The following is a 16,652-nucleotide window of genomic DNA, read 5'->3' as shown; positions in this document are numbered from 1 at the left end:
GCCCGGCTTGAGGCCGGGCTTTTGAGTATCCTCGGACGCAATACCTATTCGAGGAAGGTAATCGGGTTGACCGGCGTCGCGTCCTTCCGAACTTCGAAATGGACCTGCGGCTGCTTGACGTTGCCGCTCATGCCGGAGACGGCGACCGTCTGGCCGCGCTGGATCTTCTGGCCGCGGGCAACACTCAAGGTATCGGCGTTGCCGTAGACGGTGACCGTACCATCGTCGTGGCGGACGAGGACCGTATTGCCGAGCTCCTTCAGGCCGTTGCCAGCATAGATGACCACGCCGTTTTCGGCCGCCTTGATCGGCGTACCTTGGGGCACGGAAATGTCGATGCCGTCGTTGCGGCTGCCGTTGACGTTGGCGCCGTAGGCGGCAATGACAGCTCCACGAACCGGCCAGCGATACTTGCCGATGCCGGTAGCCTCGGGTGCGGCGGACGCCACTTCCTTCTTGGCAGCCTCATCCACCGTCTCGGTGGCGACAGGAGCCTTGTAGGTTGCCGGCTGCGCGGCAGCAGTCGACGTTGCGGAGGCGGGCTCGGCGACTGGCTTCGGCTCTGCCTTTGCCGGAATGGAAGCCGTCTTCATGCCATCCTGAGAACCACCCGGAAGATTAAGCTCCTGACCGATGCGGATAGAACCGGCCGACAGGTTATTGGCGGCCTTCAGATCGTCGATGCTGGTGCCCGTCGCCTTGGCGATCTTGGCGAGCGAGTCACCCGGCTTGACGACGTAGGTGCCGCCAGCGCCCTTTGGCCCCTTGCCTGCACCGGCCGCAAGTTTGTTGGACGGATCGGCATTTGCGACTGACTTGTCACGGGCGGAGTTCGCACCCGGAACGACCGCAACGTTCTGTTCCTGCTGCTTGTTCGGTTGCGGCAGATGCCCACCCTTGGAGAGGTCGGCGCTTTGGGCGGCTGCCTTTGCTGCATTGCCTCCGTTGAAGGTCGGGATCAGGATGATCTGGCCCGGCTTGGCGGCAGCGGCAGTCTTGAAGCCGTTGACGCGAAGGATCTCCTTCTCCGGCACACCGTAGCGGTTGGCGAGTGTCGCGATGCTTTCACCCGGGCGAAGTGTGACGGACGGCGCATTGGTTGCCGACCAGCCGGAAACCTTGGGGTTCGTGCCGGTGACGATCGAGTCTGTCTTCGGTGGAACGAGAATGGGCGCCGACTTCTTCGGAGCAGTGGCGGCAGGGAATGGCTGGGCGAGTGCGACTTGCCTTTCACGGGATGGCGCTGCCGGTGCAACGGCGGAGGGAGCCGCAAGTTCGGAGCGCTGGACGGAAACAGGTGCCGAGGCCATGCGGGCGCTGGAGGCGCCATAAGCGGGCTGCGCGGAATAAGGCTGGCTCATTGCCTGGCTACTTGGCGCGTAGCCGCCCTGTGCCAAATCCGCCTGCGGCACCGGATCGGCCTGCATACCTCTACGAGGGATTGAGTTGGTCGTCATCTGATCCTGACCGGATGACGAGAAGACACCACCGAAACGTGTCACATCGGAACTGCAACCCGTTGCCGCACTCGCCAGCAAAGCCGCTATCAGGACATTACCGGCAGACTTGCCCACTCTTGGCGAAAGACTGAAACGCATGACTCGACCCACTGATTAACGCAACCATTTGTGGGTTTATTAAAGCGCGTTAGTATTACCACGCGGTTAAGGTGCCGGAATCCGCGAGATTTTTTTGAGGGATTGCTAACCATAGCAACGCTTGCGAGCCGATCGCCCTAGAGTTGAGATGCGAGACGAGGGACGATCGGAAGATAGGGTGTGTCGAACAGCTCCTCGCGCTCGAAGCGGCTGCCCGTTTTCGTGAGCCGCACGAGGCGACACTCCTTGTCGGAAATCATCAATGGAGCGATCATCGAACCGCCGGAAACGAGTTGGTCGGTGTAGAACCGTGGCATCGAATTGAACGCAGCGGTTACGACGATACGGTCGAAGGTCCCCTCTCCCTGCAGACCGGCGCTGCCGTCAGCCTGGCGGATGATGACGTTTCGCAGTCCGAGCGAGTCTATACGGCGCTGCGCATTCGTCGTCAGTGTCTTGTAGCGGTCGATCGTCAGCACGCGCTCGGCCATGCGAGCCATGACGGCGGTCATGAAGCCGCTGCCGGTGCCGACCTCGAGCACGCGTTGCCCGGGTTTGATTTTCAGGTGATGAAGGATCCTGACCGCGAGATCGACGCCTTCGATGAAGGAGCCGCATTCGATCGGGATCGTGCGGCGCGAATAGGCCTGCTCGGCAAATTGTGCCGGCACGAACAGCGACCGCGGCGTCTGCTCGACTGCAGTCAGCAGGTCCAGATCGGACACGCCTTCGGCTCGCAGCCTCAAGACGAGCGCCGCAAAACCTTCCTTCTCCACCAGCCGTGCCGTCAAAATAGTCTACTCCGTACCCGAAAGCGCCCGCGCGACGCGGTCCTGTACGGAATAATCAGTCAGATCCAGTTTCAAAGGCGTTACCGAAATCTTGCGGCTTCTCAGGGCGTGAATATCCGTGCCTGCGACGAAGGCGCCGGCGCGTTCTCCAAACCGGAGCCAGTAATAGGGCAGGCCGCGCCCGTCGGAACGGGCATCGACCTGCAGGTTGAAGGCAAGCCGCCCTTGCGCCGTCACTTCCACGCCCTCGACCTCTTCCGGCCGGCAATTCGGAAAGTTCAGGTTCAGGAAGGTGCCGTCAGGCAGGTCGAGCGATATGAGCTTGTCGAGAAGTGCCGGCGCATGCGCCTCGCAGACCTCCCAGGGGACCACCCTTGCCCCGTCTTGGTGCAGATAGGCTTGGCTCAACGCAAAGGAGCGGACACCCTGCAGCGTGCCCTCGATCGCCCCGGCGACGGTGCCCGAATAGGTCACATCATCGGCGACGTTAGAGCCTGAATTGACGCCCGACAGCACCAGGTCGGGCCTGACGTCCATAACATGCTTGACGCCCATGATGACGCAATCGGTCGGAGTTCCGCGCAGCGCGAAATGCTTGTCGGAAATCTTCCGAAGCCGCAACGGCTCGGAAAGACTCAGCGAATGCGCAAGGCCGCTCTGGTCCGTCTCCGGCGCGACAATCCAGACATCATCGGACAGCGTCCGCGCAATCCGCTCCAGCGCCGCGAGGCCTTCCGCGTGAATGCCGTCGTCGTTGGTGAGCAGAATGCGCATCGGCTCAGGCCGCCCGTTCGATCTTCGTCAAACCGCCCATGTATGGCAGCAGTGCATCGGGAACGGTCACGGAACCATCCTCGTTCAGGTAGTTCTCCAGAACCGCAATCAGGCAGCGGCCGACCGCCGTGCCGGAACCGTTCAGCGTGTGAACGAACTTCGTCGCCTTGTCTTCCTTGCCGCGATAGCGCGCATTCATGCGACGCGCCTGGAAATCGCCGCAGACCGAGCAGGACGAGATTTCACGATAGGTGTTCTGGCCGGGCAGCCAAACCTCGAGGTCGTAGGTCTTGCGCGAACCGAAGCCCATGTCGCCGGTGCAGAGCGTCATCGTGCGGAAATGCAAGCCGAGGCGCTTCAGCACCTCTTCGGCGCAAGCCGTCATACGCTCGTGCTCGGCAAGCGAACTCTCGGCATCGGTGATCGAGACGAGCTCGCACTTCCAGAACTGATGCTGGCGCAGCATACCACGCGTGTCGCGTCCGGCAGAGCCTGCCTCCGATCGGAAGGACGGGGTCAGCGCGGTGAAGCGAAGCGGCAGTTTCTCCTGGTCGAGGATTTCGCCCGAGACGAGATTGGTGAGCGTCACCTCGGCGGTTGGGATCAACCAGCGGCCATCCGTGGTCTTGAACAGGTCCTCCGCAAACTTTGGCAGCTGGCCGGTGCCGAACATGGCATCGTCACGAACCATCAGCGGCGAGCTGACTTCGGTGTAGCCGTGCTCGCGCGTATGCAGGTCGATCATGAACTGACCGAGCGCACGCTCCAGCCGCGCCAGCGGGCCGGTCAGCACGGTAAAGCGCGATCCCGAGAGCTTCGCAGCCCGTTCGAAGTCCATGTAGCCGAGCGCTTCGCCGATTTCGAAGTGTTCCTTCGGCGTATGATTCCAGCGGGGCTTTTCGCCGACGACGCGGGCAACGGAATTGTCGTGCTCGTCCTTGCCAACCGGCACGTCATCGTGCGGGATGTTCGGAATGCGCGACAGCGCATCGTTCAGTTCGTCCGTCGCCTGCCGCTCGCCCTCTTCCGCGGCCGGAAGCAGCGACTTCAAGTCGGCTACTTCGGCCTTCAGCTTTTCAGCAAGCCCATTGTTTTTCTGGGCCATCGCAGCGCCGATCTCCTTGGAGGCGGCATTGCGGCGGGACAGCATGTCCTGGACGCTCTGGATGGCCGAACGGCGCTTTTCGTCGATCGCGATCAGGTTTTCGGACAAAGGCTCGGCACCACGCTTGGCAAGTGCCGCATCGAGGGCTTCGGGATTCTCACGGATCCATTTTATATCGAGCATCGTCGTTCCAGGTCGTTGTAAAAAAGATAACCCGGCCAAAGCCCGGCTAGGCCTCGACCGGATGCTTGGAAGCGCTCATTGAGGGAGATCGTCAGACGTTGTCCGTCTTGGCAACGTCCGTGTTTCCTTCAGCCTCTTCGACCGCCTCGCGGGCACGCTGGCGCTCCACGAGTCGCGCCGCGTAGATGGAAATCTCGTAGAGAAGGATGGTCGGCAGTGCAAGGCCGATCTGGGACATCGGATCGGGCGGCGTCAGCACCGCTGCCACGATAAAAGCGAGCACGATCGCGAACTTGCGCTTCTCGGCCAGCCAATCGGAAGTCAGCAGCCCAACACGGGCGAGCAGCGTGGTGATGACAGGAAGCTGGAAGACCAGGCCGAACGAAAACACCAGCGTCATGATCAGGCTGAGGTACTCAGAGACCTTCGGAAGCAGCGAGATCGCGACATCGCCCTCACCCGGCGCCTGCTGCATGGTCAGGAAGAACCACATGACCATCGGCGTGAAGAAGAAATAGACGAGCGAAGCACCCATCAGAAACAGGACCGGCGACGCAATCAGAAACGGCAGGAAGGCCGCTCGCTCGTTCTTGTAGAGGCCAGGGGCGACGAACTTGTAGATCTGCGCGGCGATAATCGGAAAGGCGATGACCAGGCCGCCGAACATGGCGACCTTTACCTGCGTGAAGAAGAACTCCTGCGGCGCGGTGTATATGAGCTGCGCCTTGGACACGTCTAGATGCGCCCAGGTCACCGCCCACTTGTATGGATAGACGAGCACATTGAAGAGATGCTTGGCGAATATGAAGCAGGCGATGAACGCGACGAAAAACGCACCGATCGACCAGATCAGCCGCGTACGCAACTCCATCAGGTGTTCGATCAGCGGCTGCGGCTTGTCTTCGATTTCACCGCTCATGCGTCGTCCTTCTTCTTCTTTGCTGCCGTCTTCTTCGGAGCGGCTGTGGCGGCAACTGCCGCAGGCTTCTTGGCGGCCGCTGTCTTCGTCGAAGTCCGCTTGGGCTTTCCGACCGGAGCAGCAACTGCGGCAGGCGCAGGCTCCGCCTTGGCGCGCGGTTTACGGGCCGCCTTCGGCTTTTCCTGGGCTGCCGCATTTTCAACGCCTGCTGCAACAGGCGCCGGTGCTACGACCGGCGGCGTCTCTGGCAGGCTCATCGACGGCTCAGGAACCAATACGGCAGCTGGCGGAACTTCGGTCTTGTTATCGACCGTCGTCGCCTTCTGCAGGTCAGCCTTGATTTCGTTGCCCATCTGGCGAAGCGGGTTCATTGCTTCGCGCAAGGTGTTGACGGGGTTCAGCTTCTGCGCATCGGTCAGCGTCTGGCGAACTTCGTCCAGATCCGCTTCACGCAGGGCCTCGTCGAACTGGGCACGAAACTCACCGGCGACCTTACGAGCGCGCTGCGTCATCTTGCCGAACGCACGAAGCATCGGCGGCAAGTCCTTAGGACCAACCACCACGATCAATACGACCGCGATGACAAGCAGCTCGGTCCAGCCAATATCGAACATTCAAGGCTCCTGAACGGGAAACGTGGGGGCTACGTTGCCCGGAAGTGGATTACTTCGTTTCGTCGGCCTTGTGATCGACGGTCTTGGCAGTCGTGGACTCAGGCGCGTCTTCGTCGTTCATGCCCTTCTTGAAGCTCTTGATACCCTTGGCGACATCACCCATCAGCTCCGGAATCTTGCCGCGACCGAACAACAAAAGCACGATGACCAGAACGATCAGCCAGTGCCACATGCTAAAAGAACCCATTACGCTAACTCCCTGTTGCGATGTTTCCAGATGTAAGAGCTTCCTACACCAATTCCAACATCAAAGTTCCCCTTGGATTGTCGCTTAATGTCACGGGATCGCCCTCTGTGACAAGAGAATACACATCCGAAAAACTATGATCGGCATTGTTTTCGCGATGCGTGGCGGAACCAAGACAAATCCGATTAGTCTTCGGACCCGCCGCCCGGTGCAAGCAGGCCGAGTTCCTCAAGATCGAGTTGCGTTATTGGATCTTCGTCCTCGGTCAACTCGTCGCTCATCATAGGCGATGGTACATTGAAATTGGCCGGTATGCGACCGGAGAGCAGCCCTGCCCCCTTCAACTCTTCAAGCCCCGGCAGGTCGCGGAGTTCTTCCAGGCCGAAGTGATCGAGGAAATCGCGGGTGGTGCCGAGCGTGACAGGCCGGCCCGGCGTGCGCCTGCGGCCGCGAAACCGAACCCAACCCGCCTCCATCAGCACGTCGATCGTGCCGCGAGAGGTCTGCACGCCCCTGATGTCCTCGATTTCGGCTCGTGTCACCGGCTGATGATAGGCAATGATCGCCAATACTTCCAGGGCCGCGCGCGAGAGCTTCTTCGTTTCGTTCTCGTCGCGCCGGATGACGAAAGAGAGATCAGCGGCCGTTCGAAACGCCCACGCATCGTCTACCTGGACGAGGTTGACGCCGCGATGGGCATATTGCTCCTTCAGGCGCAACATGATGGCGCGGACGTTGAACGTGCGAGGCAAGCGGTCTGCGATGAAGCTTTCGGAAACGGGCTGGGCGGACGCAAAGACCAGTGCCTCGGCGATGCGCTCTGCCTCGGTCTCCGCACGAACCTCGTCGTCTGAATTTTCCACCATTGCGCTATCGATGTGTTCTTCTTCCAGATCGGTCACGCCGGTCGCTCCTGTTCGACGACCTGCAGCGTCGCATGCTTGGGGCCTCGCCGCATGTAGAGGGGCTGGAAGGCTCCATCCTGCCGGATTTCGACTTTGCCTTCGCGGACCAGCTCCAGCGAAGCCGCAAACGCACTGGCAATCGCCGTGACCCTGTCTTCCGGAGACGACATGTAACGCAACAGATAGGATTCGAGTGCAGTCCACTCGCTGACCTCGCCGATAATGCGGGTCAGAAGCTCGCGGGCGTCCGTCAGCGACCAGACGTTGCGGCGCGCGATGGTGACCTGCGTCACGGCCTGACGCTGCCTGAGCGACGCGTAGGCCGTCAGCAGATCATAGAGGCTTGCATCATATGCGGACTGATGCCTGTCCGGGATGTGCTCTGGGACGCCGCGAGCGAAGATATCCCGTCCGAGGCGGTTGCGATTGACAAGACCGCTCGCGGCCTCGCGCATCGCTTCGAGGCGTTTCAGGCGGAAGGCGAGCGTCGCCGCCATCTCCTCGCCGGAGGGCCCGTCGTCCTTGGCCTGCTGCGGGATCAGCAGACGCGATTTCAGGTAGGCAAGCCAAGCGGCCATCACGAGATAGTCGGCAGCAAGCTCTATCCGTATCCGCCGCGCGCTTTCGATGAACTGCAAATATTGCTCCGCCAGCGCAAGAACAGAGATGCGGGACAGATCGACCTTCTGATTGCGGGCGAGATAGAGCAAGAGGTCGAGGGGACCTTCGAAGCCGGCAACGTCGATCAGCAGGGCCGGATCGGAGGTCGCGCGCTCAGCACCGCTCTCCTGCCACAGCTTGTCCATCGGCGTAGCCGCCGTCTGTGGCAGTTCCGTGTCCTTGGCCGTCGTCACCCTGCCCTGTTCCTTTCGCAATCAGACCGTTGCAAACATCGCATCGAATTCGGCCCGAAGCGAGGCCTCGTCGGCCTTGTCAGCTGTCGGGAAGCCATTCAGCACCGCTTCTGCCCGCAAATGCGACTGGCCTTGCAAGACCGGTACGTTTGCGACCACCTGCTGCATTTCGTCCATGTGGCCATTGCAATGCAGCACGATATCACATCCACCGCCGATGATGTTGGCGGCGCGCTCACCGATCGTACCAGCAAGCGCGTTCATCGACGTATCATCGGAAAGCAACAGTCCTTTGAAGCCGATATGGTCGCGGATGACGCCGTCAATGACCTTGCGTGAGGTCGTTGACGGACGCTCCGAGTCGATGGCCGCAAAGACAACATGACACGTCATCGCCATCAATTCGTTCTTCATGGCAATGAACGGCGGGAAATCGTGCGCCTCGAGTTCCGTGCGCGAGACGGTGACAACCGGCAGTTCGTGATGTGAATCCGCAAAGCCGCGCCCGTGGCCAGGCATGTGCTTCATCACAGGTAGAAGGCCACCCGCCTTCAAACCGTCGGCAGCGGCACGCCCCATGGCCGTCACAGTTGCTGGATCACCGCCATAGGCGCGATTGCCGATCACGTTGCTGCTGCCTTCCACCGGCACGTCCAGAACCGGCAGGCAATCAACGTTGATCCCGAGGCCCGAAAGATCGAAGGCGTGCAGCCGCGACATCAGCCATGCGGCTCGCAGGCCCTTTTCTCTGTCCTGCCGATAGATATCACCAAGCTGTTGCCCCGACGGATAATGCTGGAAGATTGGCGGCCGGATACGCTGGACGCGTCCACCCTCCTGGTCGATCAGGACCGGCGCGTGCCAACCGACAGCGTCTCGCATTTCCGCGACGAGGTCACTGATCTGTTGCGGCTCGGAAATATTGCGCCCGAACAGAATGAAGCCCCAGGGGCGCTCGGTGTTGAAAAACGCCTTTTCATCGGGAGTGAGGGATAGGCCGCTACAGCCAAAGATCATTGCTTTTGATTCGGTCATACCCGAATCATAGAGGTGCCTTGCGGAATTACGAGCCGCGTCAATCGGCATTCACAAAAAAAGCGGCGGACCAGAGGCCCGCCGCTTTCATTGAATGTTTGCAGAAACTTACTTCGAGATAAGGCAGCTGCCGCCTGCAGCACGGTACTTTTCGCAAATGGCCGCGGCTTCGTCCTTGGAGCCTGCCGGGATACGAAGGCGGTAGAACGTGCCCTTGCCCGCAATATCCGCCTTGCGGATCTCGTAGCTGCGACCGGCAAGCACGCTCGCGAACTTCTTCGAAAGGCTAGCGAAGGTCTTCTTCGCCTCTTCCTCGGAGGGAAGCGATGCGATCTGGACGCCATAACCGCTAGCCGATGCAGTCGGCTGAGCCTGGGTCGCAGCCGGCGAAACAGCGGCAACGTCCTTCGGCTTCTGGGCTGCCGGCGCTTCAACCGGTGCCTTCGCCGCATCGATCACGGGGCGCGCTGCGGGAGCCGGTGCAGTGTCGCTAACCGTCGAGCTCTTCACGGCGCGAACCGGCGGATCGACATTCGCCGGAGTGGCGGCAGCCGCCTTGGCCAGCGCGTTTTCAGAGGGAGCCTGAGCCGCCGTCGGCTTGGTTGCTTCAACCGGAGTCGAACGGATGTCAGCGGCAGCAACCTGTCCCGACGCCGGGAAATTAGCAGCTGTGCCGCCAGCCGGCTTTGAGCCAGCCGTGATCTTCTGCGTCTGAACCGGCGTTGCCTTCGGCAGCGTCGGGGCCGCTTCAGGAGCCGGCTCGTCGCGGGCAACCAGAGTGCCGTCCGGTCGGACGATCATGGTGCGGACCTTGCGGGCGGAAACCGATGGAGCCTGATTGGCATTGTCTGCCTCGTCGGCAGCGGCCGTATCCTCGCTCGGCAGCAGGCGCGGATCCTCGGTGTCTCCGACAGGTGTCGCCATGGGCGGCGTCGCGATATCGCTGTCGTTGTCCTCAGGCAGCGTTTCCGGTGTCAGCGTGCGCTGCACGACGTCCACCGGCTGCTCGTCACTGGATACAAGCGCCTTCTGCTTAGGCGCCTCAGCAGCGGCCCCACCAACGCTGTCGTAAACAGCCTTGTCCTGGTTCGGCACGGTCTTGCCACCGGGGTTTTCCGGTACGACCTTAACCGGCTCGTTGTCCGCCGTGATCACGCGCGGCTCGCCGGAGGCGATGCCGAGGCCTCCATCGCGGGCCAGGAACGTGTAACCTGCATAGGCGACACCGCCGAACACGACGATTGCCGCAGCGGCAGCCAGCATACGCTTCATCGAGCGTGCGCGGCTCATGTCCTCGGCTTCACTCGCCGACTGGATCTGTACCTGAGAAACGTTCTCGCGGCGCTGTACCGGCTCGTTGACGCTCCGGCGGAAGTCTTCTTCCAAAGCGCGCTCGAACTCGTCCAAGCCCTGCAATGGTGCCTGCTTGGCGACGGACGCTGCCGGTGTTGCAGTCGGCGCGACGGATACGGGCGCACGGGTCCGCCATTCCTCGACGACCGGTTTCGCGGGCATTTCCACCGGATTTGCGGGTGCAAGAAGGTTGGCGATCTCGGCGTCGACGTCGAAATCGAAATCGGAGGTCGCTACGACCGGCTCCGGCTGCTCAATAGGCGGCAGCACGGGCACGTGCATCTCTTCGACGGCTTCCGGATGATATTCCGCATCCGAGATCATCGACGGATCGAACGGGAGATCGTCTCCGGCATCGGCCGTGAATGCGGGTGTAACAGGCGCCTTCGCGACGAACGCAGCCTCGGCCGGGGCCTGGTGGATCGGGGCGGCAGCAACGACCGGAGCGGGCACCGGCTGGAAAGCGGGCACCGGGGCAACCGGCTGAGGTCTGACCACCTCGACATGCTGTGCCTGAACTCGCGCCGGCTCGACCGCTTGCGGTTGCACCTTCACGGGCTCAGCAAAGTCAAAGTCGGCAAGCTCCAGCTCGATACCTTCAAGATCGAGTTCAAAGTCATGCCCAGCGAAAGGATCGTCACCTTCCGGTTCGGCCTTGGCCGTGGGAGCGGCCAGAGGCGGCTCGACCGGCTTCGGCAACGGCGCCACTACGCGGGCGGGCTCCGGCGAGTGCGGAATCTCTGCGACATCGGCCGCAGGCGTGTTCTGACGCTCAGGAACAGGGTAATGCGATACGTCGGCGAGGAGTTCGTCGATATCGAAGGCAATATCGTCGCTCTCCGTCGGCGCGGCTTCGGTCAGCGCGGCATCGGCCTGAAGGGCACCGTCATCCTTCGCTGCAGCAGCCAGATCGAAGGCGCTGTGATCGATGACAGGTTCATCGAACGGCGCCCCTTGAGGCACCTCAGGCGCATCGTAAACCGCCTCGGCTTCTTCGTGCCGGTCGATTTCAGCAGGAAAGCCTGCGGCAACGGGCACTTCGAAAACAGCAGCACTCTCCGACGCAGCGGCGACTGGCTCCGGCGCTACAACAGGAATAATCGGCGCGGGTGAAGGCTCATCGCGACGTGCCGGATGGAAGTTGGCGATCGGCAACCGAATGCTGGCCGCAGACCACTGCGGCGCCTTGGCGGGGGCCACCGGAGCAGCGGAGGCCGGCGACGCGCCGATCGACATCTCGAGTTCTTCGATCAGATCCCGTGCGCCACCAGAAATCTGCTCGCCCTCACGGACGGCATTCGACGCCCAAGCGGCAGGGGTCAGGTTGGAAGCCGCGTCCAAAGACCGATGGGCCACCGGCTCGCTCGCGACTTCAGGCTCGACAGCAAATTCGGGCTCGGCCTGGGCGACCGGCGAAAGATCGGCTTCGACAAGAGCCTCAAAGGCAGCCGGTTGCTCGAAAGGGGGTTCAGGCAGATCGAAGGAAGCCTCAGACTGAGGCGCATCGTAGCGCTCGAATTCGCGCAACAATTCATCCTCGAGATTGAAGGCCGGCTCCTGTCGGGGGGCATCTTCGACGGTATTTGCTGCTACCCGCGGCTCGAAGCCGACGATGCGGGCAAGTTCCGCCAAAGGATCATCGTCAGCAAAGAGGTCCGTATTCTTACGCGTGTCATACGCCCGCTGTTTGTCTGCCATACTCATCCCACTCGCAACTGCTAAGGTTTATGCCAGAGCATTGTGGGTAAATGGTGACGCTACCGCATCTCATCCGGCGCAGCGGTACCCGCAATGGCAAGTCCCGACTTCAAAACCGACGCAACGGCGTACACCAGCCCTAATCTGGCTATACTCGATTCTCGGTTCTTATCGTTAATAAATCGTAAGTCTACTTGATCCTTACCTTTATTCCAGTGCGCATGGAAAGAACTCGCCAGATCATAGAGGTAAAATACGACGCGGTGAGGTTCCTGTGACTGCGCCGCAGACTCGACCAAGCGTGGAAACTCCGCGGCCTTCGCAACCAGCTGCAATTCCGCGGGATCCGAGATGCCCGCAACAGCGTTAGCAAGGTTGGCCGGGGTCACGTCGAGGTCAGGAAATGCCTCCTTCGCCTGCCGGAAAACAGACATGCAGCGCGCATGTGCATACTGCACGTAGAACACCGGATTATCCTTCGATTGCTCCGTTACTTTGGCGAAATCGAAGTCCAGCGGTTCCGAACTCTTCCGGTAGAGCATCATGAAACGAACCGAATCGCGACCGACCTCCTCGACGACGTCGCGGAGCGTGACGAAGTCGCCCGAGCGCTTCGACATCTTGACCGGCTCGCCATTCCGGAACAGCTTCACGAGCTGGCAAAGAAGGACGGTCAGCTTTGCCTTACCTTCGGAAACGCCGCGAGCGACCGCTTCCAGGCGCTTGACGTAGCCGCCGTGATCAGCCCCGAGAACATAGATCATCTCGTTGAAATCGCGGTCGAATTTGTTCTTGAAGTAAGCAACGTCGGCAGCAAAATAGGTGTAGGAACCGTCCGACTTGATCAGCGGGCGATCCATGTCGTCGCCGACTTCCGTCGAGCGAAACAGCGTCTGCTCGCGATCTTCCCAATCCTCGGGCAACTGGCCCTTCGGCGGCGGCAATGTGCCCTTGTAGACGTGTCCCTTGAATGTCAGGTCGTTGATCGCCGTGCGGATCGCGGCGGCGCCATTGGCATGCAGCGTGCGCTCCGAGAAGAAGACGTCGTGATGCACGTTCAGAGCATCCAGATCATCGCGGATCATCGCCATCATCGCATCAATGGTGCGATCCTTGACGAGTGGCATCCACTGCTCTTCCGGCATGTTGTGCAACTTGACCCCGTAATCATTCGCGAGCGACTGACCGACCGGGATGAGATAGTCGCCAGGATAAAGGCCGGGCGGAATCTCTCCGATCTTCTCTCCGAGCGCTTCGCGGTAACGCAGGAACACGGAGCGCGCCAGCACGTCGATCTGCGAGCCGGCATCGTTGATGTAGTACTCCTTGACGACATCAAAGCCGGCAAAAGAAAGCAGGTTGGCTAGGGCGTCGCCGACAACGGCGCCGCGGCAATGGCCGACATGCATAGGACCAGTCGGGTTTGCCGACACATACTCGACGTTGACACGCTTGCCAGCGCCAATCGTCGAGCGGCCGTAGTCTGTACCGGCCTCAATCATCGAGGCAAGCAGGCGCTGCCAGTAACCGACGGAGAGCCTGATGTTGATGAAGCCGGGTCCAGCTACCGAGACGTCAGCGACGTCGGCGTCTTCCTTCAACTTCTCCGTGATGATCTCAGCCAAGGCGCGCGGATTGGTGCCGAGCGGCTTTGCGAGCACCATCGCGGCGTTGGTTGCAACATCGCCGTGGCTCGGGTCGCGTGGCGGTTCGATCGCGATGCGGCCGAAATCCACCTCGGATCGCTTCTCCTTGACCAGATCGATCTGTTCAAGGGCGGTTTTAATCCGGGCGTCGAAATCGGTAAAAAGGTTCATCGCACTCTTCCATGCATAGGCTTTGCCACAAGGCATTTGTCCGGTCGTAGCCGGGCGACCGCTGCCTATCGCAAATCTGGAGTGTGGTCAAACAATCGCCTGTGGGCACTGATCGCGTAGGTGTCGGTCATCCCCGCCAGATAGTCGCCGACATGGCGCGCCCTCGCCGGTTCGGCAAGCCCTGCGATGTGATCCACCCAATAGTGGCTCTGCATCTCCTTTGGATTGGCCATATAGGCCCCGAAGAGATCGGTCACAATCTGCCCAGCACCGGCACGAATACGCATGATCTCGGGGTGCCGGTAGATGCGCTTGAACAGCATCGCCTTGATCTGCCGGTCAGTCTCGGACATTTCGTCGGAGAATGTCGCGATTACCCGATTGGCCAGGCGAACATCCGTTGCGCTTTTCGGCTTGATCTCCGCAAGACCCCGTTGGGCAACGGAAATGACGTCTTCGACCATCCGTGTGATCTGGCGGCGCATGATCTCGTGGGTAAAGCGGCTGGGCTCAAGGTTCGGATAGCGTTCCCGTACCTCGGCCATCAGACCGGCCAGAAACGGGATCTCCTCCAGCATCTCAAAGCTCAGGTAGCCGGAGCGAAGCCCGTCGTCGATGTCATGCGTGTTGTAGGCAATATCGTCAGCGATGGCGGCCACCTGTGCCTCAAGGCTGGCATAGGTATCCAGTTCCAGGTCGTGGATCTCGCAATAATCCAGGATCGGCTGTGGAACTGGCCCGCGTGTGCCGGCACCGTCCTTCGTCAGAAGCGGGCCGTTGTGCTTGACCAGCCCTTCAAGGCTTTCCCATGTCAGATTGATGCCATCGAAATCGGCATAGCGGCGCTCCAGCTTAGTGACGATGCGCAGCGATTGGGCGTTGTGATCGAACCCGCCGTAGGGCAGCAGAACCTCGTGCAGCGCATCCTCGCCGGTGTGACCGAAGGGCGTGTGGCCGAAATCATGGACGAGCGCCACGCCCTCAGCGAGATCTTCGTCCAGCTTCAATGCCCGGGCCAGCGCGCGGGCAACTTGCGCGACCTCGATCGTGTGCGTCAAACGGGTGCGATAATGATCGCCATCCTGGGCGATGAAGACCTGCGTCTTGTGCTTCAGCCGGCGAAATGCGGTCGTGTGAACAATACGATCCCGGTCACGCTGAAAATCCGACCGTGTCGGGCTGAAATCCTCGGGATAAAGCCTGCCGCGAGTCTTCCAAGGGTCCGCTGCATAGACGGCCCTCTCGCTGTCGCCATAACCCAAAGCATGCCTGTCGATCGTCATTCGTCACCATTACTTATATGCGGCAGCCCGCCCATTGACGCCGCCCTGCACTCTTCATACCTATAAGAGCATAAACGGCAAAGTGATGCTTTAGCAGTCACTTTGCCCGAACTGGCGCTTTCGTGGTATAGAGCGCAAGTGGCTATGAAATCAGCCGCTTGAAACGAGCGGCTAACAGATATTCTCTCCGGATCTTGACCCCGGCAGGAGCAAACATGACGGACACAAGTGTAACCCTTTCCGATGCCGCGGCAAAACGAATCGCAGCGATCGTCGGCACCGAACCCGGGAAGAGCGCGCTGCGCGTTTCCGTAGAAGGCGGCGGCTGCTCAGGCTTTTCCTACAAGTTCGACCTTGCAGATGACCCGCAAGACGACGACACGATCGTCGAAAAGAACGACGCCAAGGTGCTGATCGACAGCCTCTCGTTGGTCTACATGGCCGGATCCGAGATTGACTTCGTCGACAATCTCCTTGGCCAATCCTTCCAGATCAAGAACCCGAACGCAGTTGCAAGTTGCGGCTGCGGCACAAGCTTCTCGATCTAATCCCTATCCCTGGTATCCACATCGAACCGCCGAAAGATTCCCTTGCGGCCGGTTTTATCGTCTTGTCCGCGATCGAAAGAGCGCGATACAAGAAGCCGACGAAGCGGAATAGGACACCCCATGAAGATCGCGACCTGGAACATCAATGGCGTCAAGGCGCGCATCGACAATCTCACGCAATGGCTGAAGGACTCCGATCCCGATATCGTCTGCCTGCAGGAAATAAAGACGATCGACGAGGGCTTCCCGAGGCTCGAAATCGAAGCGATGGGCTATCATGTCGAGACACACGGCCAGAAGGGCTTCAATGGCGTCGCGATCCTCTCCAAGACCAAACCTGACGAAGTGAGCCGCGGGCTGCCGGGCGATCCGCTCGATGAGCAGGCTCGCTTCCTGGAAGCCGTCTTTTCGCTGCCGGGCAACCGCGTCGCCCGCGTGTGCTGCCTGTACCTGCCGAACGGCAATCCTGTTGAAACCGAGAAATACAGCTACAAGCTCGCCTGGATGGAACGGCTGCGCTCATTCGCGGCCGACCGTCTGGCCTACGAGGAAATCCTGATCCTCGCAGGGGACTACAACGTCATCCCGGAGCCGCATGACTGCTTCGACCCGAAGGCCTGGGAGAACGACGCGTTGTTCCTGCCGCAGACGCGCCAGGCATTCCGCAAACTAGGAGGCCTTGGACTGACGGATGCCGTGCGCGCGACGACCGATGCCGTTCAACTCTACTCGTTCTGGGATTATCAGGCGGGTGCCTGGCAGAAGAACAACGGCATTCGCATCGACCACCTGTTGCTTTCGCCCGAGGCTGCCGATCGCATGACATCATCAGCGATCGAAAAGCACGTTCGTGCCTGGGAGAAGCCGTCAGACCACGTGCCAGTCGTAGCCTACTTCGATTTCGCGGCCTGAGCTTTTTCGTTCAGAT

Annotated in this window: 15 protein-coding genes; 2 read left to right on the top strand and 13 right to left on the bottom strand. The window is 60.7% G+C overall.

What is annotated here, in order from left to right:
• Window positions 1-44 precede the first annotated feature (44 nt).
• From AC1DPR_RS10610 to AC1DPR_RS10550, 13 genes are all read right to left on the bottom strand, one after another.
• The gene (locus AC1DPR_RS10610; RefSeq protein WP_477816247.1) at window positions 45-1,598 is read right to left on the bottom strand and encodes a peptidoglycan DD-metalloendopeptidase family protein; all 1,554 of its coding nucleotides are present in this window, start codon (window positions 1,596-1,598) and stop codon (window positions 45-47) included.
• A gap of 137 nt (window positions 1,599-1,735) precedes the next feature.
• Window positions 1,736-2,389: a protein-L-isoaspartate(D-aspartate) O-methyltransferase gene (locus AC1DPR_RS10605; protein WP_477816246.1), complete on the bottom strand. Its 654-nt coding sequence runs from the start codon at window positions 2,387-2,389 to the stop codon at window positions 1,736-1,738.
• A gap of 6 nt (window positions 2,390-2,395) precedes the next feature.
• On the bottom strand, window positions 2,396-3,163 hold the full coding sequence (gene surE / locus AC1DPR_RS10600) for a 5'/3'-nucleotidase SurE (protein WP_477816245.1): 768 nt from the start codon (window positions 3,161-3,163) through the stop codon (window positions 2,396-2,398).
• A gap of 4 nt (window positions 3,164-3,167) precedes the next feature.
• On the bottom strand, window positions 3,168-4,451 hold the full coding sequence (gene serS / locus AC1DPR_RS10595) for a serine--tRNA ligase (RefSeq protein ID WP_018859383.1): 1,284 nt from the start codon (window positions 4,449-4,451) through the stop codon (window positions 3,168-3,170).
• Window positions 4,452-4,542: 91 nt separating this feature from the next.
• Window positions 4,543-5,370: a twin-arginine translocase subunit TatC gene (tatC, locus tag AC1DPR_RS10590; protein ID WP_018859384.1), complete on the bottom strand. Its 828-nt coding sequence runs from the start codon at window positions 5,368-5,370 to the stop codon at window positions 4,543-4,545.
• Window positions 5,367-5,984, bottom strand: a complete 618-nt coding sequence (tatB, locus tag AC1DPR_RS10585; protein WP_477816244.1) for a Sec-independent protein translocase protein TatB — start codon at window positions 5,982-5,984, stop codon at window positions 5,367-5,369. Before tatB ends, tatC begins: the two co-directional genes overlap by 4 nt.
• A 49-nt stretch (window positions 5,985-6,033) precedes the next feature.
• Window positions 6,034-6,231, bottom strand: coding sequence for a twin-arginine translocase TatA/TatE family subunit (locus tag AC1DPR_RS10580; protein WP_007532194.1), 198 nt, complete (start codon window positions 6,229-6,231; stop codon window positions 6,034-6,036).
• 185 nt (window positions 6,232-6,416) lie between these two features.
• Window positions 6,417-7,097 (bottom strand): SMC-Scp complex subunit ScpB, encoded by a 681-nt coding sequence (scpB, locus tag AC1DPR_RS10575; RefSeq protein ID WP_051085621.1) that lies wholly within the window; start codon window positions 7,095-7,097, stop codon window positions 6,417-6,419.
• A 32-nt stretch (window positions 7,098-7,129) separates the two neighbouring features.
• On the bottom strand, window positions 7,130-7,990 hold the full coding sequence (locus AC1DPR_RS10570) for a segregation and condensation protein A (RefSeq protein WP_477816243.1): 861 nt from the start codon (window positions 7,988-7,990) through the stop codon (window positions 7,130-7,132).
• A 21-nt stretch (window positions 7,991-8,011) separates the two neighbouring features.
• Window positions 8,012-9,025, bottom strand: a complete 1,014-nt coding sequence (gene nagZ, locus AC1DPR_RS10565) for a beta-N-acetylhexosaminidase (protein ID WP_477816242.1) — start codon at window positions 9,023-9,025, stop codon at window positions 8,012-8,014.
• Window positions 9,026-9,133: 108 nt separating this feature from the next.
• Window positions 9,134-12,076: an SPOR domain-containing protein gene (locus tag AC1DPR_RS10560; RefSeq protein ID WP_477816241.1), complete on the bottom strand. Its 2,943-nt coding sequence runs from the start codon at window positions 12,074-12,076 to the stop codon at window positions 9,134-9,136.
• Window positions 12,077-12,135: 59 nt separating this feature from the next.
• Window positions 12,136-13,893, bottom strand: coding sequence for an arginine--tRNA ligase (gene argS, locus AC1DPR_RS10555; protein ID WP_062369581.1), 1,758 nt, complete (start codon window positions 13,891-13,893; stop codon window positions 12,136-12,138).
• Window positions 13,894-13,958: 65 nt separating this feature from the next.
• Window positions 13,959-15,176, bottom strand: a complete 1,218-nt coding sequence (locus tag AC1DPR_RS10550; RefSeq protein WP_018859391.1) for a deoxyguanosinetriphosphate triphosphohydrolase — start codon at window positions 15,174-15,176, stop codon at window positions 13,959-13,961.
• A 215-nt stretch (window positions 15,177-15,391) separates the two neighbouring features.
• Between AC1DPR_RS10550 and erpA the strand changes: the two genes are divergently transcribed.
• Both erpA and xth read left to right on the top strand, forming a co-directional pair.
• Window positions 15,392-15,724: an iron-sulfur cluster insertion protein ErpA gene (gene erpA / locus AC1DPR_RS10545; RefSeq protein WP_018859392.1), complete on the top strand. Its 333-nt coding sequence runs from the start codon at window positions 15,392-15,394 to the stop codon at window positions 15,722-15,724.
• Between the two features lie 120 nt (window positions 15,725-15,844).
• On the top strand, window positions 15,845-16,636 hold the full coding sequence (gene xth / locus AC1DPR_RS10540) for an exodeoxyribonuclease III (RefSeq protein WP_112641435.1): 792 nt from the start codon (window positions 15,845-15,847) through the stop codon (window positions 16,634-16,636).
• Window positions 16,637-16,652: the final 16 nt, after the last annotated feature.

The organism is Rhizobium sp. 01T417, from assembly GCF_056398905.1.
Note: the sequence above shows the minus strand (reverse complement) of the source record. Positions and strands in the feature narration are given on the sequence as shown.

Coding starts and splice junctions, on each gene's coding strand:
- AC1DPR_RS10610 (WP_477816247.1), bottom strand. CDS start 1,598: ATGCGTTTCAGTCTTTCGCCAAGAGTGGGCAAGTCTGCCGGTAATGTC.
- surE (WP_477816245.1), bottom strand. CDS start 3,163: ATGCGCATTCTGCTCACCAACGACGACGGCATTCACGCGGAAGGCCTC.
- serS (WP_018859383.1), bottom strand. CDS start 4,451: ATGCTCGATATAAAATGGATCCGTGAGAATCCCGAAGCCCTCGATGCG.
- tatC (WP_018859384.1), bottom strand. CDS start 5,370: ATGAGCGGTGAAATCGAAGACAAGCCGCAGCCGCTGATCGAACACCTG.
- tatB (WP_477816244.1), bottom strand. CDS start 5,984: ATGTTCGATATTGGCTGGACCGAGCTGCTTGTCATCGCGGTCGTATTG.
- AC1DPR_RS10580 (WP_007532194.1), bottom strand. CDS start 6,231: ATGGGTTCTTTTAGCATGTGGCACTGGCTGATCGTTCTGGTCATCGTG.
- scpB (WP_051085621.1), bottom strand. CDS start 7,097: ATGGTGGAAAATTCAGACGACGAGGTTCGTGCGGAGACCGAGGCAGAG.
- nagZ (WP_477816242.1), bottom strand. CDS start 9,025: ATGACCGAATCAAAAGCAATGATCTTTGGCTGTAGCGGCCTATCCCTC.
- AC1DPR_RS10560 (WP_477816241.1), bottom strand. CDS start 12,076: ATGGCAGACAAACAGCGGGCGTATGACACGCGTAAGAATACGGACCTC.
- argS (WP_062369581.1), bottom strand. CDS start 13,893: ATGAACCTTTTTACCGATTTCGACGCCCGGATTAAAACCGCCCTTGAA.
- AC1DPR_RS10550 (WP_018859391.1), bottom strand. CDS start 15,176: ATGACGATCGACAGGCATGCTTTGGGTTATGGCGACAGCGAGAGGGCC.
- erpA (WP_018859392.1), top strand. CDS start 15,392: ATGACGGACACAAGTGTAACCCTTTCCGATGCCGCGGCAAAACGAATC.
- xth (WP_112641435.1), top strand. CDS start 15,845: ATGAAGATCGCGACCTGGAACATCAATGGCGTCAAGGCGCGCATCGAC.